The following is a 22,560-nucleotide window of genomic DNA, read 5'->3' as shown; positions in this document are numbered from 1 at the left end:
CTCCACGCTGTCTTTTCTCCCTCGTCCTTATGGAAAAAGGCCTACTCTTTCCTTCTCCCCCGCATCCCCTGAAACAGCTCCGCCACGTCCACAAAATATTCGGTCAGATAGTTAATACACACCTGAACCTTGAGCGGGAGTTTGTCTTTTTCGGTATACAGGGCGTACACCGGTCGCGGATCGGACTGGTAGCGCGGGAAGAGGATCTCCAGCACGCCGCTGTTGATCTCGTTGATCACCCACATTAACGGCACGTAGGCGATCCCGGCGCCGGCCACCAGCCAGCGTGAAATCGTCATCGGATCGTTGGTGACAAACCGTCCTTCCGGCAGCAGCCTGGTGGAAATCCCTTCCGGAGCGATCAGCTCAAATTCATTATCGGGCCGCACGCTGTACTCCAGCCACGAGTGGTTGGTGAGATCGGCGGGTTTCTCCGGAACGCCGTACTGCGCCAGATAGCTTTTCGAGGCGCAGACCACCATCGGCATGCTGCCCAGCCTACGCGAGAACAGGCTGGAATCCTGCAACGCGCCGACGCGGATCACCACGTCCAGCCCGTCGGCAATCAGGTCCGGCGCCGGAATACCCGTCACCAGATTGACCGTAAGACCGGGGTACTCTTTCAGCATATCCGCGGTCATGGCAGCGAGTACATTTTGTGCCATAGTTGAAGAACACCCGATGCGCAGCGTGCCGATGGGGGTGTTGTTGAAGGCATACAGCTGTTCGTGAACATCCTGCACTTCAAGCAGCATGCGGCGACAGCCCTGATAGTAAATTTTACCCGCTTCGGTCAGCCCAATGCTGCGGGTACTGCGGTTGAGCAGCTTGACCTGAAGCTCATCTTCCAGTTTGGACACCGTCTGGCTGATGGATGAGACGCTCATCTGAAGCTGGCGTGCAGCGGCGGTAAAAGAGCCCAGCTCAACCACTTTGGCGAAGACCGACATGCGTTTTAAACGTTCCATTGTTCACTCTGGCTTAAAAGTGATTTAGATCACATATTATAGATAACAGCATAACAGTTACGTTAATATATTATTAATTACATAACGGCTGCGTCATTCTCGCCCGGCGTTTCTTGCTCTCCTGCGGTGGCGTGCGCTAAAAAATTCTGAAGCCTGCACTCTCTCTTATCAAGGTCAACATGAGTCTGTTTCCCGTTATCGTGGTGTTCGGTCTGTCGTTCCCACCGATATTTTTCGAGCTTCTTTTATCACTGGCGATCTTCTGGCTGGTGCGCAAGGTGCTGGTCCCTACCGGGATCTACGATTTCGTCTGGCACCCTGCATTGTTCAATACCGCGCTGTATTGCTGCCTGTTTTACCTGATATCGCGCATGTTTGTCTGAGGTTGATGTGAAAACGCTAACAAGAAAAATCTCCCGCACTGCCATCACAATGGCGCTGGTTATCCTCGCCTTCATCGCTATTTTCCGCGCCTGGGTTTATTACACCGAATCACCGTGGACGCGTGATGCGCGCTTCAGCGCCGATGTGGTGGCAATAGCCCCTGACGTGGCCGGTCTTATCACGGCGGTCAACGTCCACGATAACCAGCTGGTGAAAAAAGATCAGGTCCTGTTCACCATCGACCAGCCTCGTTACCAGAAAGCGCTGGAAGAGGCGGAAGCGGACGTGGCCTATTATCAGGCGCTCGCTGCGGAGAAACGCCGCGAGGCAGGGCGACGTAACCAGCTGGGCGTTCAGGCAATGTCCCGTGAAGAGATTGACCAGTCCAACAACGTGCTGCAAACCGTGCTGCACCAGCTGGCGAAAGCGCAGGCAACGCGCGATCTGGCGAAGCTCGATCTCGAGCGCACCGTGATCCGCGCGCCATCCGATGGCTGGGTCACCAACCTTAACGTCTATGCCGGGGAATTCATTACCCGTGGCTCAACCGCCGTGGCGCTGGTTAAACAGAACTCCTTCTACGTGCTCGCCTATATGGAAGAGACCAAGCTGGAAGGCGTGCGCCCAGGTTACCGGGCGGAAATCACGCCGCTCGGCAGCAACCGCGTCTTTAAAGGCACCGTCGACAGCGTTGCTGCAGGGGTGACTAACTCCAGCAGCTCTAACGATGCCAAAGGGATGGCGACGGTAGATTCCAACCTGGAGTGGGTGCGTCTGGCCCAGCGCGTGCCGGTACGTATTCATCTGGATGAACAGCAGGGAAATCTGTGGCCCGCGGGTACCACGGCGACGGTGGTGATCACCGGTGAAAAGGACCGGGATGCCAGCCAGGACTCGTTCTTCCGTAAAATTGCCCACCGCCTGCGCGAGTTTGGTTAATCGCCATGGGTATCTTTTCCATCGCCAGCCAGCACATTCGCTTCGCCGTGAAGCTGGCGTGCGCCATCGTGCTGGCGCTGTTTGTTGGCTTTCACTTCCAGCTTGAAACCCCTCGCTGGGCAGTGCTGACGGCTGCGATTGTCGCGGCGGGTCCTGCCTTTGCCGCGGGCGGTGAGCCCTATTCTGGCGCGATCCGCTATCGCGGGATGCTGCGTATCATCGGGACGTTTATCGGCTGTTTCGCGGCGCTGACCATTATTATTTTGATGATCCGCACCCCGCTGCTGATGCTGATGGTGTGCTGTATCTGGGCGGGTTTCTGCACCTGGCTCTCGTCTCTGGTGAAAGTGGAGAACTCCTACGCCTGGGGACTGGCGGGCTATACCGCGCTGATTATTGTCATCACTATCCAAAGTGAACCGCTGCTCGCCCCGCAGTTTGCGGTTGAGCGCTGCAGCGAGATTGTGATTGGTATTGTCAGCGCGATCGTCGCTGACCTGCTTTTCTCCCCGCGCTCCATCAAGCAGGAAGTCGACCGTGAGCTTGACGCGCTGATCGTTGCCCAGTATCAGCTGATGCAGCTGTGCATTAAGCATGGCGATAGCGAAGAGGTGGATAAAGCCTGGAGCGGGCTGGTACGTCGTACGCAGGCGCTGGAAGGAATGCGCAGCAACCTTAATATGGAGTCGTCGCGCTGGGCCCGCGCGAATCGTCGCCTGAAAGCCCTCAACACCGTCACTCTGACGCTGATTACCCAGGCCTGTGAAACCTATCTGATTCAGAACACCCGGCCGGAAGTTGTCACCGATACGTTCCGCGAACTGTTTGCCGAGCCGGTGGAAACCGTACAGGACGTGCATAAGCAGCTTAAGCGGATGCGTCGGGTGATTGCCTGGACCGGGGAGCGCGACACGCCGGTAACCATCTACACCTGGGTCGGCGCCGCGACGCGCTACCTGCTTCTGAAGCGCGGCGTGATCGGTAACACCAAAATCAGCGCGGCGGAAGAAGAGGTGCTGCAGGGGGAAGTGGTGATCAAGGCGGAATCCGCCGAGCGCCATCACGCCATGGTCAATTTCTGGCGTACGACGCTTGCCTGCATGCTCGGCACGCTGTTCTGGCTGTGGACGGGCTGGACGTCCGGCAGCGGCGCGATGGTGATGATTGCCGTTGTGACCGCACTGGCGATGCGTCTGCCTAATCCGCGTATGGTCGCCATTGATTTCCTTTACGGCACGATTGCCGCGTTGCCGATAGGCGCGCTCTATTTCCTGGTCATCATCCCGTCGACGCAACAGAGTATGCTGCTGCTCTGTATTAGCCTGGCGGTAATGGCGTTCTTTATCGGCATTGAAGTGCAAAAACGGCGTCTTGGATCGCTGGGGGCGCTGGCGAGTACGATTAACATCATCGTTCTCGATAACCCGATGACCTTCCATTTCAGCCAGTTCCTCGACAGCGCGTTAGGCCAGCTGGTGGGCTGCTTCCTGGCCATGATGGTGATACTGCTGGTGCGGGATAACTCGCAGGCAAGAACGGGCCGCGTGCTGCTGAACCAGTTCGTGTCGGCTGCCGTGTCGTCTTTGACAACCAATACCGCGCGCCGTAAAGAGAACCACCTGCCCGCGCTCTACCAGCAGCTGTTTTTGCTGCTGAACAAGTTCCCGGGCGATATCGCCAAGTTCCGCCTGGCGTTAACCATGATCATTGCGCACCAGCGTTTGCGTAACGCGCCCGTGCCGATCAACGACGATTTGTCGGCATACCACCGCCAGCTGCGTCGTACCGCCGATCACGTGCTTACTGCCAGCAGCGATGACAAACGGCGTCGCTATTTTACGCAGCTGCTTGAAGAGCTCGATACCTATCAGGAAAAGCTCAAGCACTGGGAGGCGCCGCCTCAGGTGACCGAGCCGGTAGGACGGCTGGTGTTTATGCTGCATCGCTACCAGAATGCCCTCACGGATAACTGACAGAAGTAAAAAAACCGACGCCAAAAGCGTCGGTTTTTTTGTGGCTATACTTATTCCAGCACGTTCTTACATTTCAGAAAGGGAGAACACATGACGACCCAGGCGCTTCAGGACCACATCCTTTTTCAGACCGGTTATCTGGTCAACGGAATCTGGAAAACGCTGGATACAACCTTTGATGTGCTGAATCCCGCGACCGGCGAGGTCATTGCTAAAGTCGCTAAAGCGGGTAAAGCACAAACCGAAGACGCTATTGCAGCGGCTACCCAGGCCTTCCCGGCATGGCGTGCCAAAACCGCGAAAGAACGCTCGGCGATTCTCTACCGCTGGTACGAACTGATTATTGAGAATAAAAGCTGGCTCGGGCGGTTGATGACCACCGAACAGGGCAAACCCCTGAAAGAAGCGGAGGGAGAAGTCGAGTACGCCGCCAGCTTTATCCAGTGGTTTGCTGAAGAGGCCAAACGCGCGAACGGTGAAATTATTCCGCCGATCAAACCCGGCTCACGCATTCTGGCGACCCGTGAACCCATTGGCGTGGTCGCGGCGATTACGCCGTGGAACTTCCCGATGGCCATGCTCACCCGCAAGTTAGGCCCGGCGCTGGCAGCAGGATGCACCGGGGTCATTAAACCGGCCAACAACACGCCGCTCAGCGCCTTTGCGCTGCTTACGTTGGCGAAACAGGCCGGTGTACCCGACGGTGTTCTCAACGCCGTCGCCGGGAATACGCATGAAATCAGCGATGCGATTATGGCAAGCCGCGACGTGCGTAAAATCTCCTTTACCGGCTCAACCTCCGTCGGCAAAACGCTGGTGCGTAACGCCGCAGAAACCATGAAAAAAGTCTCGATGGAGCTGGGGGGAAATGCCCCGTATATCGTTTTTGAGGATGCGGATATCGACGCAGCGGTTAAGGGCGCGATCGCCAACAAGTTCCGCAATGCCGGGCAGGTCTGCGTCAGCGTGAACCGTTTTTATATTCAGGAAACCGTCTACGACAAATTTGTGAATAAACTCGCCGATGCGGTGAAGTCGCTGAAGGTGGGTAATGGTCTCGAAGAGGGGGTGGTCGTCGGGCCGCTGATTGAACCTTCTGCGGTCAACAAGGTGCGTGAGCATGTCGACGACGCCGTTGCCCGGGGCGCAACCGTACTGGCAGGAGGTAAGCCTCATCCGCTTGGCGGGAATTTCTGGATGCCAACCGTACTGGGCGACTGCCATGAGGGCATGAAGCTGGCAGAAGAAGAGACGTTTGGCCCGGTGGCGGCGTGCTTCCGTTTCACCTCGGAAGATGAAGTTATCCAGCGCGCCAACAACACCCCCTATGGACTGGCGGCTTACTTCTACACCCAGAATCTTTCCCGGGTCTTCCGCGTTTCTCAGGCCATCGAGAGCGGGATGATCGGCATCAACGAGTGCGCCGTCTCCACGGAGCTTGGGCCCTTTGGCGGCGTAAAAGAGTCAGGCCTTGGACGAGAGGGCTCCGTGCTGGGGCTGGAAGAGTATCTGGAAGTTAAAACCCTGCATATTGGGGGATTATAAAAGACAGGGCGGCATCTGCCGCTCGCCTGGACTGGGTGGCTGGCAATGAAAACCTATACGTTTGATTTTGACGAGATCGACAGTCAGGAAGACTTCTACCGTGAATTTATCCGGGCGTTTGATCTTGAACGGGAAAGCGTGACGAATCTGGATACGCTGTGGGACGTGGTCACCGGCAGTCAGTTGCCGCTACCGCTGGAAATTGAGTTCATCCATTTGCCCGATAAGCTGCGAAGACGTTTTGGCGCGCTGATCTTGCTGTTCGATGAAGCGGAAGAAGAGCTTGAAGGGCAACTGCGCTTTAACGCGCGGCATTGAATGAAAAAAGCCCCTGACCATGAGGCCAGGGGCAAGTCGTATGATGAGATACGACGAGGGTTTATTTATACAGCTCTGCCGTTGCATGCCAGTGGTCACCCTGATTCAGTTCGGTGACGCGATAGCTGCTGGCGCCTGCTTTTTCAGCTTTGGCGGCAAGTTCGTGACGAATATCCATCGGTGAACCGGTGACAGACGTTACGGAGACGCTGCCCATACGCTGTAGATTTTGTGCCTGGTCGGCATTCACCTGCTGTACGGCTGCGCTTGCGCCGAAAGAGAGAACGGATGCCAGACCGAGGGTTGCGATGATCAATTTGGTTTTCATAGTCTTTACTCCTGAATAGGGTTTTTTACTCAACGGCGAGAAGGGTTGAGCCGCTATTTTTATGCCTGGTGCCGTTGAGTGGAGATTTTCGTTTTCAGCTATTACTAAAACTTATTTGTACAGCTCAGCGGTGGCGTGCCAGTGGTCACCGGAACGCGCTTCGATGATGCGATAGGATGACGCACCCTGTTCTTCCGCTTTTTTGTTCAGCATCTCATGCATGTCCATTGGCGATGTGCCGACCGCGCCGACAGAAACCGTACCGATGGCCTGACGGGATTGCGCCTGGTCAGCATTGATAGAGTCAGCTGCGAAAGCACCGAATGACAGGACGGACAGGACGCTGAGCGCCGCTACAGTTGATTTGATTTTCATGATTTTTACCTCGTCGAATTTTTTAGTGGGGTCTTGTTTCGTGACCCTCATCACAAAATCAAGTATACACTAATAACGGTAAAAATTAATACCAGACTAATGGTTTCTATTGTTATTACGTGTTAGCCAGTCTGTTTTTTATAACCAAATCGCATAATATTGGGCGTTTTTTGTTCATTTTAGTTGGTTATTTCTAATAAAATCATATGGATATCAGCTTTTGATTTTTTGTGCGATTTTTTGATTTAGCATTCACCAGATGAATGTTAATAGGTGGTAAAAAGCACTATTTGTCAAAGTGAAGGGCAGTAGAAAAGAGGGGAGAACGCAGCGGAAGCAGAACGATCCCCGCAGCGGCGCTACGGGGAGAGGGGATTAGAGTTCCTGTTCGAACAGTACCAGAATGGCTTCGTGGAGATCTTTCACGGAGAAACCGCTAGCCGGTGTGGTAAAGATGGTGTCATCACCGGCGATAGTCCCGAGGATACCTTCCGTTTTACCCAGCGAGTCCAGCATGCGGGCAATGAGCTGCGCGGCACCCGGGCTTGTGTGGATCACCACGACGGCGTCGTTATGATCGATATCCAGAACCAGGTTTTTGAGCGGGCTGGAGGTGGTCGGCACGCCAAGTTCTGCCGGCAGGCAATAGACCATCTCCATCTTGGCGTTACGCGTACGCACCGCGCCAAATTTCGTTAACATGCGGGAGACTTTCGACTGGTTGATGTTATCGAAGCCTTGTTCCTGCAGCGCCTGAACAATTTCTCCCTGAGAACTGAATTTCTCTTCTTTGAGTAGCGCCTTAAACGCCTTTACTAATTCTTCTTGCTTAGACGAGCTTCGCATAAGTCACCCGGAATATGACGATAGAAACAACATTATTATGCATGTGGATGAATTTTTATGCAAATTATCTACTCAGCGCCAGGCTGAAATAATGTTATGAAAGGGAGTGATTTTATCAGATTTCGTTATCAGAAAACATGCCTGGGTCACGCCGCGCAAATAAGCTTAAAAGTAAATTAAATGTTATCAAAATGATGTTGTTTTGGTGGCGGGGCAGGGTGTATTGTAACCACCTCTTAATGCGTTGCCCTCTGTCGTCAGATAGTCTTCTGGTGAGAGATAAAGTCGCGTGACCTCAAATTCTTTAGCTACGAAAATTGTAATTATTTACTTGCTGAATTATGGTCGCCGCAACGGATTTACAGATACTTAAGTTAACCATAATAAGGAGTTTAGGATGAAAGTCGCAGTCCTCGGCGCTGCTGGTGGTATCGGCCAGGCGCTTGCCCTACTACTGAAAACCCAACTGCCTTCAGGCTCAGAACTCTCCCTGTACGATATTGCTCCGGTAACCCCAGGTGTGGCGGTTGACCTGAGCCACATCCCGACTGCTGTAAAAATCAAAGGCTTCTCCGGTGAAGATGCACGTCCTGCGCTGCAGGGTGCCGACGTGGTGCTGATTTCTGCAGGCGTGGCGCGTAAGCCAGGCATGGATCGTTCAGACCTGTTCAACGTCAACGCGGGCATCGTGAAAAACCTGGTGCAGCAGATTGCAGAAATCTGCCCGAAAGCATGCATCGGCATCATCACTAACCCGGTGAACACCACCGTGGCTATCGCGGCAGAAGTGCTGAAGAAAGCGGGTGTTTACGACAAAAACAAACTGTTCGGCGTAACCACGCTGGATATCATCCGTTCCAACACCTTTGTTGCTGAGCTGAAAGGCAAGCAGCCAACAGAAGTGGAAGTACCGGTCATCGGCGGTCACTCTGGCGTCACCATCCTGCCTCTGCTGTCGCAGATCCCAGGCGTGAGCTTCACCGAGCAGGAAGTGGCTGACCTGACTAAACGCATCCAGAACGCGGGCACCGAAGTGGTGGAAGCGAAGGCGGGTGGCGGTTCTGCAACCCTGTCTATGGGCCAGGCGGCTGCGCGGTTTGGTCTGTCACTGGTTCGCGCTCTGCAGGGCGAGAAAGGCGTTATTGAATGCGCTTACGTTGAAGGCGATGGCGAACACGCTCGCTTCTTCTCTCAGCCGCTGCTGCTGGGTAAAAACGGTATCGAAGAGCGTAAATCCATTGGTACGCTGAGCGCGTTTGAACAACACGCGATGGAAGGCATGCTGGATACGCTGAAGAAAGATATCACCCTGGGCGAAGAGTTCGTTAATAAGTAAAACGAACCGTCTCCCGGTAAAAAAAACGGAGCTTATCGCTCCGTTTTTTTATGCCTGTCAGTTGGTGGCCGGATATTCCTGAATCGTCACGTGCAGCGTCAGTTTTTTATCGTTGCGCATGACCTCAACAGGGATGATAGAACCCGGGCGAATTTCTGCCACCTGATCCATCGTCTCCAGCGCAGAGACCGCTGGCGTGCCGTTGACCGACACAATGACATCGTTTACCTGAATTCCCGCGTTAGCCGCCGGACCACCCGGTGCCACCTCGTTAACCACGATGCCCTGAATCTGATCGATACCGCCGCCCTGGGTATGCATCGGTGCAATTTCGCGCCCGCCGATACCGATATAGCCGCGGATCACGCGTCCGTCGCGGATCAGTTTATCCATGATTTTGGTCGCCAGCTGGAACGGAATGGCAAAGCCGATCCCTTCCGGCGTCTCACCGTCGTTACTCTTATCGAACGAGAGGGTGTTGATGCCCATCAGCTCGCCCAGCGAGTTGACCAGCGCCCCGCCGGAGTTACCGTGGTTGATGGAGGCATCGGTTTGCAGGAAGTTCTGCCGCCCGGAGGGGTTCAATCCGATACGACCGGTCGCGCTGATAATCCCCTGGGTGATGGTCTGGCCCAGGTTGTAAGGGTTACCGATAGCCAGTACGACGTCACCAATATGCGGGGTACGTTTACGGTTGATCGGGATGACCGGCAAGCCGCCCGTGGCGTTAATTTTCAGAACGGCCAGGTCGGTCAGGCTGTCAGACCCAACGAGTAACGCCTCAAACACGCGGCCATCCTGCAGGGCGACGATGATCTGGTCGGCATCGTTAATCACGTGCTTGTTGGTAATAATGTAGCCGCGCTCGTCCATGATCACGCCGGAGCCGAGGGTACGGATCTCCAGCTGGTTATGGGCTGAGGTATTCAGGCCTCGGTTATAGACGTTAACCACGGCAGGTGCGGCACGGCGAACGGCCTGGTTATAGGTGGCCGGCGTTTCATCCGTGCTATCGAACTGGGGAGCCGACAGTTTATTGAACTGACGTAAAGACGGCAGCGCCAGCAGCAGCAGGCCAGCGACAATCAAACCGATGACAGTAGAACGTAAGAGCTTTAAAAGCATGATGCGCGTGTCGTTAAAAAAGGAACGATTTGCAGCATAACATGAGTTATCCGGACATCACACGCAGCGGTGATGTCCGGGTCGCAAATGCTTAGCGCAACAGAATATAGATGGACTCATTGCCACGCATGACCTGCAGGGCAATAACCGCCGGTTTGCTTTCCAGCACCTTGCGCAGTTCGGCAATAGACTGCACGCGGTTGCGGTTGACACCGATAATCACGTCATCCTGATGCAATCCGGCCTGTGCGGCAGGGCTGCTCTTCTCGACGGTATCGATGCTAATGCCTTTCGTGCCGTCCTTCAGCTGCCCGTCGCTCAACGTTGCCCCCTGTAGCGCCGGGGCGATAAGCTCCGCGCTGGCCGAGGAAGAGGTGCTCTTATCCAGCGTCACTTCAACGTCAAGCGGCTTACCGTCACGTATCAGGCCCAGCTTCACTTTGGCGCCAGGTTCCGTCGTGGCAATCCGTGAACGCAGTTCTGCAAAGCTGTTCAGCGGTTTGTCGTTCAGGCTGACGATCACATCTCCTGATTTCACGCCCGCTTTTGCCGAGCCGGAGTTTGGCAGCACTTCACTGACAAACGCCCCGCGCTGTACGTTGATATTGAACGCTTTTGCGATATCCGCGCTCATCTCCATACCTTTAATACCCAGCAGCCCGCGTTTGATTTCACCGAACTGGATCAGCTGCTGCGCCAGGGTTTTGGCCATGTTGCTGGGGATAGCAAAACCGATCCCGATGCTGCCGCCGCCCGGGGCCAGAATCGCCGTGTTAATCCCAATCAGCTCGCCGTTAAGGTTGAGCAATGCTCCGCCGGAGTTACCCCGGTTGATTGAGGCATCGGTCTGGATAAAGTTTTCCAGCCCTTCCAGATTGAGGCCGCTGCGCCCGAGCGCCGAGACGATCCCGGAGGTGGCGGTCTGCCCTAAGCCAAAGGGGTTGCCTACGGCGACGGCAAAATCGCCGACGCGCAGTTTGTCGGAATCCGCGATGGCAATCTGGGTCAGGTTGCTCGGATTTTGCACCTGCAGCAGCGCGATGTCGCTCTGGTCATCGCCGCCGATCAGTTTGGCATCAAATTCACGGCCATCGTTCAGCTGGACGCTGATCTTATCGGCCTGGCTGATGACGTGGTTGTTGGTCAGGATATAGCCTTTTGCCGCATCAATAATGACGCCAGAACCCAGGCCTTCAAAAGGCTGAGCCTGCTGGTCGGGAGACTCATCGCCAAAATATTTTTTCAGTTCTTCAGGGACGCGTTGGCTTTGTACTGCGGTGCCCTCAACCTGAACGCTGACGACCGCCGGCAACACTTTTTCCAGCATAGGCGCGAGGCTTGGAATGGCCGCCTGGCCAGGTACCTGGGAGGGAATGGCGGCAAATACAGGGACGGACGCCGAGAGAGATAACCCGACACTTAACGCGATAGCGCTCAACAGCTGGTTTTTTTTCTTCATCGATGTTGACTCTCGTAACCTGGAATAAAGGAAAAACGGCCCTAAAAACACGTTGATGTTATTGAATTTTAAACCGCTGAACAATGAGGTGTTTAACTAAATGATAGCTGGGGTCATCAGGAAAGGACGGGCGCAATCGCTGCGCCCGTAAAATATATTCAGGTTGTGCGATTAATCGCGTTTTACACCGCCGCGCAGCAGGCCGGACGCGCCATCGGAATAGTCGCGAGGCATCTGAACGGGCGCCTGATCGTTACCGGCTTCAGAGTCAGCCAGACGGTTGCGGAACGGGTTGGTTTCCGCGGTCATTTCCGGCAGCAGGCTGCTGGAGCTTTTTGCCATATGTTGGTACAGCTGACGATAGTCGGTTGCCATGTTGTCCAGCAGCTCGGCGCTACGGGCAAAATGGCTGACCAGCTCTTCGCGATACTCTTCCAGCTCGGCTTTGTTCTTTTCCAGTTCGTACTGCAGTGACTGCTGCTGACGCAATTTGCGATTACCGAAACGCATGGCCACAGCACCAATGACGATGCCGACGACTAAACCGATTAGCGCATATTCCCAGGTCATGAACTTCTCCCGTTGTCTTGTTGTTCCGTAGGGTGTTGGCTCGGCTCCTGCCTGTGCCTGATAATGCCACTATAACCGCTATTTCTGCAGAAGTGGAATCCTGACGTATCATCGCGTAGTGTAGAACGGCCTTTTTTTCATCAGTCACGTCTGCTGGTGAGCGTTAATTGAAGGAATAACAATAAGATTATGCAAAACCTGTCCCCTGCATCGCGATATCAACTGGCCCTTAACGAGGGCACTCATCAGCCTGATGACGTTCAACGTGAGGCGGTAAACCGCCTGGAGATGATTTATCAGGAGCTCACGGCAAAACCCGCTGAAGTCGAACAGAACAGTGGGCTAAAGGCGGCGTTTGGGCGCTTGCTCGGTAAAAAAGCGCCACAGGCTCACGCGCCGGTGCGCGGTTTATATATGTGGGGCGGGGTCGGTCGCGGAAAAACCTGGCTGATGGACCTGTTTTATCTAAGCCTGCCTGGCGCACGTAAACAGCGTCTGCACTTCCATCGTTTTATGCTGCGGGTGCATGAAGAGTTGACCGCACTGCAGGGCAAAAGCGATCCGCTGGAGATTGTGGCCGACAGGTTCAAGGCGGAAACGGACGTGCTCTGCTTCGATGAATTTTTTGTGTCTGACATCACCGATGCCATGCTGCTAGGCGGCCTGATGAAGGCGCTATTTGCCCGCGGGATCACGCTGGTGGCCACGTCGAATATCCCGCCGGATGAACTCTATCGTAACGGCCTGCAGCGCGCACGCTTCCTGCCCGCCATCGATGCCATCAAGCAGCACTGCGATATCATGAACGTCGATGCCGGTGTCGATTATCGTCTGCGCACGCTGACCCAGGCGCACCTGTGGCTTTCGCCGTTAAATGCAGAGACCACCCGCGAGATGGATACACTCTGGCTGGCGCTGGCGGGAGCAAAACGCGAGCACGCCCCGGAACTCGAGATTAACCATCGCCCGCTACCCACCCTTGGCGTCGAAAACCAAACGCTGGCGGTCTCCTTTACGACGCTCTGCGTGGATGCCCGCAGCCAGCACGACTACATTGCGCTTTCGCGTCTGTTCCACACCGTGATGGTGCTGGACGTGCCGGTGATGACGCGGCTGATGGAGAGCGAAGCACGGCGCTTCATTGCGCTGGTGGACGAGTTTTATGAGCGCCACGTCAAGCTGGTGGTCAGCGCTGAGGTACCTTTATATGAGATTTACCAGGGCGAGCGGCTGAAGTTTGAGTTCCAGCGCTGCCTGTCGCGCCTGCAGGAGATGCAAAGCGAGGAATACCTGAAGCTGGAGCATATGCCGTAACAAATGCCACCCTCTCCCGTGGGAGAGGGGCTGGGGGTGAGGGCACCAGACCGCACAATACACACCCCCGAAAAACCCATTCCAAAACGCATTTAAGGGTCGATCTTTGACCTCAACTTCTCTATAATCTTGCGACCCCACGTTACGAGAAGGTTTTTTTCCCGAAACTTTCTATGTGTCGGCATGTGCTATTCGAAGGGGTAGGTTTGCCGGACTTTGTCGTGTGAACCTCAACTGACTAAACGTTTGGGTGTTCACCAACGTGTAACTTATTATTTGGGTAAGCTTTTAATGAAAACTTTTACAGCTAAACCAGAAACCGTACAGCGCGACTGGTATGTTGTTGACGCGACCGGTAAAACTCTGGGCCGTCTGGCTACTGAACTGGCTCGTCGCCTGCGCGGTAAGCATAAAGCGGAATACACTCCGCACGTTGATACCGGTGATTACATCATCGTTCTGAACGCTGATAAAGTTGCTGTAACCGGCAACAAGCGTACTGACAAAGTGTACTATCACCACACCGGCCATATCGGTGGTATCAAAGAAGCGACCTTTGAAGAGATGATTGCCCGCCGTCCTGAGCGTGTGATTGAAATCGCGGTTAAAGGCATGCTGCCAAAAGGCCCGCTGGGTCGTGCTATGTTCCGTAAACTGAAAGTTTACGCAGGCAACGAGCACAACCACGCGGCACAGCAACCGCAAGTTCTTGACATCTAATCGGGATTATAGGCAATGGCTGAAAATCAATACTACGGCACTGGTCGCCGCAAAAGTTCCGCAGCTCGCGTTTTCATCAAACCGGGCAGTGGTAAAATCGTAATCAACCAGCGTTCTCTGGAACAATACTTCGGTCGCGAAACTGCCCGCATGGTAGTTCGCCAGCCGCTGGAACTGGTTGATATGGTAGAAAAACTGGATCTGTACATCACCGTTAAAGGTGGTGGTATCTCCGGTCAGGCAGGTGCGATCCGTCACGGTATCACCCGCGCTCTGATGGAGTACGACGAATCCCTGCGTTCTGAACTGCGTAAAGCTGGCTTCGTTACTCGTGACGCGCGTCAGGTTGAACGTAAGAAAGTGGGTCTGCGTAAAGCACGTCGTCGTCCACAGTTCTCCAAACGTTAATCCATTCTGCTTACGCAGAACGATTGGCGAAAAACCCGCTTCGGCGGGTTTTTTTATGGATAATGCGCAGGTTATCCACAATATCCATGCATATATCTTCTCTTTTTCCACATTTCCAGAATCCCCTCACCACAAAGCCATCAAAATCTGGTAAACTATCATCCAATTTTCTGCCCAAATATCGGTGAATACTCGATTTTTGTTCGTTTCTTGAACAATGTGTTTTCTCTGGGATGGGCGATACAACATCTGGCTGGCCCCTGTTGGGCTGGTAGCAGTAAAAATTCTGAATATACCTGGAGGTTTTCATGGCTGTCGCTGCCAACAAACGTTCGGTAATGACGCTGTTTTCTGGTCCTACTGACATTTATAGCCATCAGGTTCGTATCGTGCTGGCCGAGAAGGGTGTCAGTTTTGAGATCGAGCATGTGGAAAAGGATAACCCGCCTCAGGATCTGATCGATCTCAACCCGAGCCAAAGCGTACCGACGCTGGTGGATCGCGAGCTGACCCTGTGGGAATCCCGTATCATTATGGAATATCTGGATGAGCGTTTCCCGCATCCGCCACTGATGCCTGTTTACCCTGTCGCGCGTGGTGAAAGCCGCCTGTACATGCAGCGTATCGAAAAAGACTGGTACTCGCTGATGAACGTGATTACCAGCGGTTCCGCTTCTGAAGCCGACGCTGCACGTAAGCAACTGCGTGAAGAGCTGCTGGCAATCGCCCCTGTGTTTGGTCAGAAACCATTCTTCCTGAGCGATGAGTTCAGCCTGGTGGATTGCTACCTGGCACCGCTGCTGTGGCGTCTGCCAACCTTGGGCGTAGAGTTCAGCGGTCCTGGCGCGAAAGAGCTGAAGGGCTATATGACTCGCGTATTTGAACGCGACTCTTTCCTGGCATCTTTAACTGAACCGGAACGTGAAATGCGTCTCGGCCGAGGCTAATGACTGTGGAAATGTCACAACTTACCCCACGCCGTCCGTATCTGCTGCGCGCCTTCTATGAATGGCTGCTGGATAACCAGCTCACGCCGCACCTGGTTGTGGATGTGACGTTGCCGGGCGTGCTGGTTCCAATGGAATACGCGCGTGACGGACAAATCGTACTGAACATTGCGCCGCGTGCGGTGGGTAACCTGGAGCTGGCAAACGATGAAGTGCGCTTCAACGCGCGTTTCGGCGGCGTGCCGCGTCAGGTTTCCGTGCCGCTGGCAGCTGTGCTGGCTATCTACGCGCGTGAAAACGGTGCGGGTACCATGTTCGAGCCGGAAGCGGCGTATGATGAAGATGTTGCCAGCCTGAATGATGACAACGCATCCGATGAGCGCGAAAGCGACACGGTGATGTCACTTATCGATGGCGATAAACCCGATCGTCATGACGACAATGATCCTGATGACGATCCGCCTCCGCGCGGTGGTCGTCCGGCTCTTCGCGTCGTGAAATAAAAACAGGCCCGATTGGGCCTGTTTTTTTTACACTTCCAGGTAGTTCAGGATCCCGTCAGCCGCTTTACGGCCTTCGGCAATCGCCGTTACCACCAGGTCAGAACCGCGAACGATATCGCCACCGGCGAAGATTTTCGGGTTGCTGGTCTGGAATGCGTTGTCGCTGCCTTCTGGCGCAATCACGCGGCCCTGCGAATCCAGCTCAACGCTGTGCTTCGCCAGCCATTCCATGCTATGAGGACGGAAACCGAACGCCATCACCACGGCATCGGCCGGGATCACGTGCTCAGAACCGGCGACGATCTCGGCGCGACGACGGCCTTTCGCATCCGGTGCGCCCATCTCAGTGCGCGCCATCTTCACGCCGCTCACTTTACCGTTGGCATTCACTTCAATACCCAGAGGCTGGATGTTGAACTGGAACTCCACGCCCTCTTCACGCGCGTTTTTCACTTCGCGTTTAGAGCCCGGCATGTTCTCTTCGTCACGACGGTAGGCGCAGATCACGTGTGCCGCATTCTGACGAATGGAGGTACGCACGCAGTCCATCGCGGTATCACCGCCGCCCAGCACCACCACGCGTTTTCCTTCCATGCTGACGAACGGCTCATCGGCGGTTTCGCCGTAGCCCATGATCTGCTTGGTATTGGCAATCAGGAACGGCAGCGCGTCGTACACGCCCGGCGCATCTTCGTTCTCCAGACCGCCGCGCATGGACTGATAGGTGCCCACGCCGAGGAACACGGCGTCGTAATCCTTCAGCAGGTCGTCGAGCTGCACGTCGCGGCCCACTTCCACGTTCAGTTTGAACTCAATGCCCATGCCGGTGAAGATTTCACGGCGACGGGTCATGACCTCTTTTTCCAGCTTGAAGGCCGGGATACCGAAGGTCAGCAGACCGCCGATTTCCGGATGGCGGTCAAAGACCACCGCCTTCACGCCGTTGCGGGTCAGCACGTCCGCACAGGCCAGGCCCGCCGGGCCCGCGCCGATGATCGCCACGCGCTTGTCGGTTTGCTTCACGCCGGTCATATCCGGACGCCAGCCCATCTCGAACGCTTTATCATTGATATAGCGCTCAATGTTGCCGATGGTCACCGCGCCGAACTCGTCGTTCAGCGTACAGGAGCCTTCGCACAGACGGTCCTGAGGACACACGCGGCCGCACACTTCCGGCAGGGTGTTGGTCTGGTGAGACAGCTCGGCGGCTTCAAAAATACGTCCTTCGTTAGCCAGCTTCAGCCAGTTCGGGATGTAGTTATGTACCGGACATTTCCATTCGCAGTAAGGGTTCCCGCAGGACAGGCAGCGGTCTGCCTGTGCCTTGGCCTGGCCTTCTGAAAACGGCTCGTAGATTTCAACAAATTCAATTTTGCGGATCTTCAGCGGTTTCTTTGGCGGATCAACACGCTGCAGGTCGATAAACTGGTATACGTTCTGGCTCATCTGAATTCCTTACTGCGCCTGCACGCGCAGCTCTGCTGCGCTACGACTACGGTGACCCAACAGGGCTTTAACATCGCTGGACTTCGGCTTAACCAGCGCGAATTTCGCAGAGAACGCTGGCCAGTTCGCCAGGATCTCTTCGCCGCGCGAAGAACCGGTATGCTGCACGTGTTCGGTAATCAAACCGCGCAGGTGTTCTTCATGGATAGCCAGCGTATCAACGTCCAGCACTTCCACCAGCTCCGGGTTCACGCGTTTGCGGAACTCACCGTCTTCATCCAGGACGTACGCAAAACCGCCCGTCATGCCCGCGCCGAAGTTCACGCCGGTTTTACCCAGAACGCAAACAATCCCGCCCGTCATGTATTCACAACCGTTATCGCCAATGCCTTCCACCACGGTGATAGCACCGGAGTTACGCACCGCAAAACGCTCGCCCGCACGGCCTGCTGCAAACAGACGACCGCCGGTCGCGCCGTACAGGCAGGTGTTACCGATGATGCTGGCTTCATGGCTACGGAAGGCTGAGCCAACCGGAGGACGCACCGCCAGCAGACCGCCCGCCATGCCTTTACCGACGTAGTCGTTGGCATCGCCGGTCAGATACAGCTCAACGCCGCCTGCGTTCCATACGCCGAAGCTCTGACCCGCGGTACCGCTGAAGTGCGCGGTAATCGGATCCGCTGCCAGCCCCTGGTCACCGTGCGTTTGCGCGATGTAGCCGGAAAGGGAGGCGCCCACGGAGCGGTCGGTGTTGCGGATATCAAACCAGAACGTTTTGCTCTGCTTGTCGTCCACGTACGGTTTCGCCTGCTGCAGCAGCTGCGCGTTCAGCACGCCGTTATCGAACGGCGGGTTGTTCTCGGTGCAGTAGACCGCTTTGCCAGGGTGCGGCTGCGCGGTTTCCAGCAGCTTAGACAGCTCAAGCTTCTGCTGCTTCGCGGTGAAGCCTTCCAGCTCTTTCAGCAGGTCAGTGCGGCCAATCAGGTCCACCAGACGCTTCACGCCCAGCTGCGCCATCAGCTCGCGGGTTTCGCGGGCGATGAACTCAAAGTAGTTGGTCACTTTGAACGGCAGACCGTGATAGTGGTTCTTACGCAGCTTCTCGTCCTGGGTAGCCACGCCGGTTGCGCAGTTGTTCAGGTGGCAAATACGCAGGTATTTACAGCCGAGCGCAACCATTGGGCCGGTACCGAAGCCGAAGCTTTCCGCGCCGAGGATCGCCGCTTTGATGATGTCGAGGCCGGTTTTCAGGCCACCGTCCACCTGCAGACGGATCTTGTGACGCAGACCGTTAGCCACCAGCGCCTGCTGGGTTTCCACCAGGCCAAGTTCCCACGGACAGCCCGCATATTTCACGGAGGAGAGCGGGCTGGCGCCGGTACCGCCGTCATAGCCGGCGATGGTGATGAGGTCCGCATAGGCTTTCGCCACGCCGGTCGCGATGGTGCCGACGCCCGGTTCGGAAACCAGCTTCACGGAGATCATCGCCTTCGGGTTGACCTGCTTCAGGTCGAAAATCAGCTGCGCCAGGTCCTCGATAGAGTAGATATCGTGGTGCGGCGGCGGGGAGATCAGCGTCACGCCCGGCACGGAATAGCGCAGTTTGGCGATGTACGGGGTAACTTTATCACCCGGCAGCTGGCCGCCTTCGCCCGGTTTAGCACCCTGAGCGACTTTAATCTGGATCACGTCGGCGTTGACCAGGTACGCAGGCGTCACGCCAAAGCGACCGGATGCCACCTGCTTGATACGGGACACTTTGTTGGTGCCGTAACGCGCCGGATCTTCACCGCCTTCGCCGGAGTTGGAGTTACCGCCGATGCTGTTCATGGCTTCCGCCAGCGCTTCGTGGGCTTCCGGGCTCAGCGCGCCGATGGACATCGCCGCGGTATCAAAGCGTTTGAACAGCTCGGATGCAGGCTCAACCTCGTCAATGCTGACCGCTTCATCACCCGAGTTCAGGGCAATGAGGTCGCGCAGCGTTGCCGCCGGACGGTTGTTTACCAGCTCAGCGTACTGCTGGTAATCGCTGTATTCACCGCTCTGAACCGCCTGCTGCAGCGTGCGCACCACGTCCGGGTTGTAGGCATGATACTCGCCGCCGTGAACGTATTTCAGCAGACCGCCCTGATCCAGCGGCTTACGTGCCAGCCATGCGCGTTTGGACAGGTTCACCAGGTCCTGCTGGAAGTCAGCAAAACCGGCGCCGCCGATGCGGCTGACCACGCCCTGGAAGCAGAGGTTGGCGACCTCGTCATGCAGGCCGACCGCTTCAAACAGCTTCGAACAGCGGTAGGAGGCAATGGTCGAGATGCCCATTTTGGACATGATCTTGTACAGGCCTTTGTTGATGCCGTTACGGTAGTTCAGCATCACCGCGCGGTAATCTTTATCGATCGCGCGGGTATCCACCAGACGGGCCAGCGTTTCGTAGGCCAGGTACGGGTAGATCGCCGTCGCACCGAAGCCTAACAGCACGGCAAAGTGGTGCGGGTCGCGGGCGCTGGCGGTTTCAACAATGATGTTGGCGTCGCAGCGCAGGCTCTTGTCGACCAGACGCGTCTGGATAGCGCCAACCGCCATCGGGGCAGGCACCGGCAGACGGTTTTTCGCAATATTGCGGTCGGACAGCACCAGCAGAACGGTACCGTTACGCACCATCTGTTCGGCTTTGTCACACAGCGCATTCACCGTCTCTTCGAGGCTCGCTTCGGTCACGTCGAAGGTAATATCGAGCGTGTCGGCGCGGTAGTGCTCCTCTTTCATGGTGGTGAGCTGTTTGAAATCGGAGTACAGCAGGATCGGTGATTTAAAGGTCAGACGGTGCGCCTGGCCTTCGGCCTCGCAGAAGACGTTCATCTCGCGACCGATGCTGGTGGCCAGCGACATCACGTGCGCTTCGCGCAGCGGGTCGATCGGCGGGTTGGTCACCTGCGCGAACTGCTGGCGGAAGTAATCGTAAATGATGCGCGGCTGGCTGGAGAGCACGGCAAACGGGGTATCGTCACCCATGGAGCCGACCGCTTCCTGGCCGTTTTCACCGAGCACGCGAATAACGGAGTCCAGCTCTTCTGCGCTGTAGTTAAACTGTTTCTGGAAGCTTGCAAGCGTATCGTCGTCCAGTTCGCGGCGACCCACTTCTTCATCCGATAAATCTTCGAACGGCACGAGGCGACGCACGTTTTTTTCCATCCACTCTTTATACGGATGGCGGCTCTTCAGATCGTGATCGGTTTCGGCAGAGTGCAGAATGCGCCCGCCGCGGGTGTCGATAACCATCAGCTCGCCCGGGCCGACGCGGCCCTTCTCGACCACTTCGTCAGGCTGGTAATCCCAGATACCGACTTCAGAGGCGCAGGTGATGAGCTTGTCTTTGGTGATGACGTAGCGTGCCGGACGCAGACCGTTACGGTCCAGGTTACAGGCGGCGAAGCGGCCGTCGGACATGACGATGCCCGCCGGGCCGTCCCACGGCTCCATGTGCATGGAGTTAAAGTCGAAGAACGCGCGCAGCTCAGGGTCCATATCCGGGTTGTTCTGCCAGGCCGGTGGCACAAGCAGACGCATGGCGCGCACGATGTCCATCCCGCCCGCCAGCAGCAGTTCCAGCATGTTATCCATGGAGCTGGAGTCAGAGCCGGTTTCGTTCACAAACGGCGCGGCATCGTGCAGATCGGGGATCAGTGGCGTCTGGAATTTATAGGTACGGGCACGGGCCCACTGGCGGTTACCGGTGATAGTGTTGATCTCGCCGTTGTGCGCCAGGTAGCGGAACGGCTGAGCCAGCGGCCAGCGTGGAACGGTGTTGGTGGAGAAGCGCTGGTGGAACAGGCAAATGGCCGATTCCAGACGCAGGTCCGCCAGGTCCAGGTAGAAGCGCGGCAGGTCAGCCGGCATACACAGACCCTTATAGATGTTCACCAGATTAGAGAGGCTACAAACGTAGAACTCTTTATCGTCTTGGAGACGTTTTTCAATGCGGCGGCGGGCAATAAACAGACGGCGTTCCATATCACGCGGACGCCAGCCCGCAGGCGCGTTGACGAAAATTTGTTCAATACGAGGCAGCGAGGAGAGGGCGATTTCACCGAGCACCCCTTCGTTGGTTGGCACATTGCGCCAGCCGACAATCGACAGGGTTTCACGCTGAAGTTCTTCTTCGACGATGCGGCGTGAGGCGGCAGCCTTTTCAGGATCCTGATTCAGGAACAGCATGCCGACAGCGTAGTTTTTGGCTAAACGCCAGCCGCGCTCTTCCGCCACGATGCGGAAGAAACGATCCGGTTTTTGCAGCAGCAGGCCGCAACCGTCGCCGGTTTTACCATCGGCAAGAATCGCGCCACGGTGCTGCATTCGGGCCAGTGCGTGAATAGCAGTACGCACTACCTTGTGGCTAGGTTCGCCTTCTATGTGGGCGATCAGGCCGAAACCACAGTTATCCTTCTCAAGGGATTTATCGTACAACATATCAGTGAACCTCCCCAGGCTCGTCGGGCTTCCCACTGAACTTTACCGTGGCGCACAGGCACAGAAAGAGCGTGGCGACGGGGTTTGCGTTTCATACGCGGACCTCGCATTCGCCCTCTTTTTCATCCTTTCGCGCAGGTAAACAAGTTTGAGGACTTGCTTCAGAGGGAATCTCAATTACTGCATAAATATGATGAGCAGGCCGCTCATCCAGAAAGCTTCCAGCGGATTTCCAACTTATCGGGAATTGGTACACAGGTCAAATGGCAATCTTATTTATACAAAAATGTGCTAAAGAGAGTTTATGCATTTGAAATTAAATAGTATTTAACTATTTTTACATTGATTGTATGCCCTGGCAGGACGCAGCGGAGTGTGATCTGACTCACTATATGAAAGCGGTATTATCAATGTAGCGTGCTGAATAGCAGTTTTATAGCAGAATAATAATCTGGCATTGTCTGCAAACCCGCATAAACCCACTGTTTTTCAGTGGTGGCGCTATAAATGAAAAAAACAATCAGAACATAAGGAAAAGTAATCACGAATGGCGTGAATGAAATTGCAGTAATCCTGAGTATTTATT

The 22,560-nt window shown here is 55.5% G+C and carries 20 protein-coding genes; 11 read left to right on the top strand and 9 right to left on the bottom strand.

The genetic code is table 11. The features are described 5' to 3' along the window. Window positions 1-41: 41 nt before the first annotated feature. Window positions 42-968 carry an HTH-type transcriptional activator AaeR gene (aaeR, locus tag NI40_RS19995; RefSeq protein WP_023309395.1) on the bottom strand — a complete coding sequence of 309 codons (927 nt, stop codon included), beginning with the start codon at window positions 966-968 and terminating at the stop codon, window positions 42-44. A gap of 179 nt (window positions 969-1,147) precedes the next feature. Here aaeR and aaeX point away from each other — a divergent pair, with 179 nt between their 5' ends. The 5 genes from aaeX (at window position 1,148) to NI40_RS19970 (ending at window position 6,127) form a co-directional block, all read left to right on the top strand. Further along, window positions 1,148-1,351 (top strand): p-hydroxybenzoic acid efflux pump operon protein AaeX, encoded by a 204-nt coding sequence (gene aaeX, locus NI40_RS19990; RefSeq protein WP_003860416.1) that lies wholly within the window; start codon window positions 1,148-1,150, stop codon window positions 1,349-1,351. Window positions 1,352-1,358: 7 nt separating this feature from the next. Then, complete coding sequence (aaeA, locus tag NI40_RS19985; protein ID WP_023309394.1) at window positions 1,359-2,291, top strand: p-hydroxybenzoic acid efflux pump subunit AaeA; 933 nt, start codon at window positions 1,359-1,361, stop codon at window positions 2,289-2,291. Between the two features lie 5 nt (window positions 2,292-2,296). Further along, window positions 2,297-4,264 (top strand): p-hydroxybenzoic acid efflux pump subunit AaeB, encoded by a 1,968-nt coding sequence (gene aaeB / locus NI40_RS19980; RefSeq protein WP_039260400.1) that lies wholly within the window; start codon window positions 2,297-2,299, stop codon window positions 4,262-4,264. Window positions 4,265-4,354: 90 nt separating this feature from the next. Beyond that, complete coding sequence (locus NI40_RS19975) at window positions 4,355-5,809, top strand: NAD-dependent succinate-semialdehyde dehydrogenase (RefSeq protein ID WP_039260401.1); 1,455 nt, start codon at window positions 4,355-4,357, stop codon at window positions 5,807-5,809. A gap of 45 nt (window positions 5,810-5,854) precedes the next feature. Then, window positions 5,855-6,127, top strand: coding sequence for a barstar family protein (locus tag NI40_RS19970; RefSeq protein ID WP_023309391.1), 273 nt, complete (start codon window positions 5,855-5,857; stop codon window positions 6,125-6,127). A 61-nt stretch (window positions 6,128-6,188) separates the two neighbouring features. Here NI40_RS19970 and yhcN (NI40_RS19965) read toward each other — a convergent pair whose 3' ends face one another. The 3 genes from yhcN (NI40_RS19965) to argR form a co-directional block, all read right to left on the bottom strand. Continuing rightward, the gene (gene yhcN, locus NI40_RS19965) at window positions 6,189-6,455 is read right to left on the bottom strand and encodes a peroxide/acid stress response protein YhcN (RefSeq protein ID WP_032659672.1); all 267 of its coding nucleotides are present in this window, start codon (window positions 6,453-6,455) and stop codon (window positions 6,189-6,191) included. Window positions 6,456-6,566: 111 nt separating this feature from the next. Then, a complete protein-coding gene (yhcN, locus tag NI40_RS19960) occupies window positions 6,567-6,830 on the bottom strand; it encodes a peroxide/acid stress response protein YhcN (RefSeq protein ID WP_023309389.1) in 264 nt (87 codons plus the stop codon). Between the two features lie 375 nt (window positions 6,831-7,205). Next, on the bottom strand, window positions 7,206-7,676 hold the full coding sequence (gene argR / locus NI40_RS19955) for a transcriptional regulator ArgR (protein ID WP_023309388.1): 471 nt from the start codon (window positions 7,674-7,676) through the stop codon (window positions 7,206-7,208). A gap of 397 nt (window positions 7,677-8,073) precedes the next feature. On the opposite strand from argR, the gene mdh reads away from it, so the two are divergent. Beyond that, on the top strand, window positions 8,074-9,012 hold the full coding sequence (gene mdh / locus NI40_RS19950; RefSeq protein WP_039260402.1) for a malate dehydrogenase: 939 nt from the start codon (window positions 8,074-8,076) through the stop codon (window positions 9,010-9,012). A 57-nt stretch (window positions 9,013-9,069) separates the two neighbouring features. On the opposite strand, the gene degS is transcribed toward mdh, so the two are convergent. From degS to zapG, 3 genes are all read right to left on the bottom strand, one after another. After that, window positions 9,070-10,137, bottom strand: coding sequence for an outer membrane-stress sensor serine endopeptidase DegS (gene degS / locus NI40_RS19945; protein WP_023309386.1), 1,068 nt, complete (start codon window positions 10,135-10,137; stop codon window positions 9,070-9,072). A gap of 91 nt (window positions 10,138-10,228) precedes the next feature. After that, window positions 10,229-11,596, bottom strand: a complete 1,368-nt coding sequence (gene degQ / locus NI40_RS19940; RefSeq protein ID WP_023309385.1) for a serine endoprotease DegQ — start codon at window positions 11,594-11,596, stop codon at window positions 10,229-10,231. A 171-nt stretch (window positions 11,597-11,767) separates the two neighbouring features. Beyond that, on the bottom strand, window positions 11,768-12,166 hold the full coding sequence (gene zapG / locus NI40_RS19935) for a Z-ring associated protein ZapG (protein WP_008502832.1): 399 nt from the start codon (window positions 12,164-12,166) through the stop codon (window positions 11,768-11,770). A gap of 189 nt (window positions 12,167-12,355) precedes the next feature. Here zapG and zapE point away from each other — a divergent pair, with 189 nt between their 5' ends. The 5 genes from zapE (at window position 12,356) to sspB (ending at window position 16,058) form a co-directional block, all read left to right on the top strand. After that, complete coding sequence (zapE, locus tag NI40_RS19930) at window positions 12,356-13,480, top strand: cell division protein ZapE (RefSeq protein ID WP_039260403.1); 1,125 nt, start codon at window positions 12,356-12,358, stop codon at window positions 13,478-13,480. Window positions 13,481-13,771: 291 nt separating this feature from the next. After that, window positions 13,772-14,200, top strand: coding sequence for a 50S ribosomal protein L13 (gene rplM / locus NI40_RS19925; protein WP_006178824.1), 429 nt, complete (start codon window positions 13,772-13,774; stop codon window positions 14,198-14,200). Between the two features lie 15 nt (window positions 14,201-14,215). After that, entirely contained in the window at window positions 14,216-14,608 is a 393-nt protein-coding gene (rpsI, locus tag NI40_RS19920) for a 30S ribosomal protein S9 (protein ID WP_003860436.1), read from the top strand. Between the two features lie 308 nt (window positions 14,609-14,916). Next, window positions 14,917-15,555 (top strand): stringent starvation protein SspA, encoded by a 639-nt coding sequence (sspA, locus tag NI40_RS19915; protein WP_014885418.1) that lies wholly within the window; start codon window positions 14,917-14,919, stop codon window positions 15,553-15,555. Window positions 15,556-15,560: 5 nt separating this feature from the next. Then, window positions 15,561-16,058 (top strand): ClpXP protease specificity-enhancing factor, encoded by a 498-nt coding sequence (sspB, locus tag NI40_RS19910; RefSeq protein WP_029740078.1) that lies wholly within the window; start codon window positions 15,561-15,563, stop codon window positions 16,056-16,058. Between the two features lie 27 nt (window positions 16,059-16,085). On the opposite strand, the gene gltD is transcribed toward sspB, so the two are convergent. Beyond that, window positions 16,086-17,504, bottom strand: a complete 1,419-nt coding sequence (gene gltD, locus NI40_RS19905) for a glutamate synthase subunit GltD (RefSeq protein ID WP_023309377.1) — start codon at window positions 17,502-17,504, stop codon at window positions 16,086-16,088. Window positions 17,505-17,513: 9 nt separating this feature from the next. Beyond that, on the bottom strand, window positions 17,514-21,974 hold the full coding sequence (gene gltB, locus NI40_RS19900) for a glutamate synthase large subunit (protein ID WP_039260404.1): 4,461 nt from the start codon (window positions 21,972-21,974) through the stop codon (window positions 17,514-17,516). Window positions 21,975-22,560 lie beyond the last annotated feature (586 nt).

It is taken from the genome of Enterobacter sp. E20 (genome assembly GCF_000801755.2).
Taxonomy (GTDB): Bacteria; Pseudomonadota; Gammaproteobacteria; order Enterobacterales; family Enterobacteriaceae; genus Enterobacter; species Enterobacter asburiae_B.
Note: the sequence above shows the minus strand (reverse complement) of the source record. Positions and strands in the feature narration are given on the sequence as shown.

Bases quoted from the DNA above. Each gene is read 5' to 3' on its own strand.
- aaeR (WP_023309395.1), bottom strand. From the start codon at position 968: ATGGAACGTTTAAAACGCATGTCGGTCTTCGCCAAAGTGGTTGAGCTG.
- aaeX (WP_003860416.1), top strand. From the start codon at position 1,148: ATGAGTCTGTTTCCCGTTATCGTGGTGTTCGGTCTGTCGTTCCCACCG.
- aaeB (WP_039260400.1), top strand. From the start codon at position 2,297: ATGGGTATCTTTTCCATCGCCAGCCAGCACATTCGCTTCGCCGTGAAG.
- NI40_RS19975 (WP_039260401.1), top strand. From the start codon at position 4,355: ATGACGACCCAGGCGCTTCAGGACCACATCCTTTTTCAGACCGGTTAT.
- NI40_RS19970 (WP_023309391.1), top strand. From the start codon at position 5,855: ATGAAAACCTATACGTTTGATTTTGACGAGATCGACAGTCAGGAAGAC.
- yhcN (WP_032659672.1), bottom strand. From the start codon at position 6,455: ATGAAAACCAAATTGATCATCGCAACCCTCGGTCTGGCATCCGTTCTC.
- yhcN (WP_023309389.1), bottom strand. From the start codon at position 6,830: ATGAAAATCAAATCAACTGTAGCGGCGCTCAGCGTCCTGTCCGTCCTG.
- argR (WP_023309388.1), bottom strand. From the start codon at position 7,676: ATGCGAAGCTCGTCTAAGCAAGAAGAATTAGTAAAGGCGTTTAAGGCG.
- mdh (WP_039260402.1), top strand. From the start codon at position 8,074: ATGAAAGTCGCAGTCCTCGGCGCTGCTGGTGGTATCGGCCAGGCGCTT.
- degS (WP_023309386.1), bottom strand. From the start codon at position 10,137: ATGCTTTTAAAGCTCTTACGTTCTACTGTCATCGGTTTGATTGTCGCT.
- degQ (WP_023309385.1), bottom strand. From the start codon at position 11,596: ATGAAGAAAAAAAACCAGCTGTTGAGCGCTATCGCGTTAAGTGTCGGG.
- zapG (WP_008502832.1), bottom strand. From the start codon at position 12,166: ATGACCTGGGAATATGCGCTAATCGGTTTAGTCGTCGGCATCGTCATT.
- zapE (WP_039260403.1), top strand. From the start codon at position 12,356: ATGCAAAACCTGTCCCCTGCATCGCGATATCAACTGGCCCTTAACGAG.
- rplM (WP_006178824.1), top strand. From the start codon at position 13,772: ATGAAAACTTTTACAGCTAAACCAGAAACCGTACAGCGCGACTGGTAT.
- rpsI (WP_003860436.1), top strand. From the start codon at position 14,216: ATGGCTGAAAATCAATACTACGGCACTGGTCGCCGCAAAAGTTCCGCA.
- sspA (WP_014885418.1), top strand. From the start codon at position 14,917: ATGGCTGTCGCTGCCAACAAACGTTCGGTAATGACGCTGTTTTCTGGT.
- gltD (WP_023309377.1), bottom strand. From the start codon at position 17,504: ATGAGCCAGAACGTATACCAGTTTATCGACCTGCAGCGTGTTGATCCG.
- gltB (WP_039260404.1), bottom strand. From the start codon at position 21,974: ATGTTGTACGATAAATCCCTTGAGAAGGATAACTGTGGTTTCGGCCTG.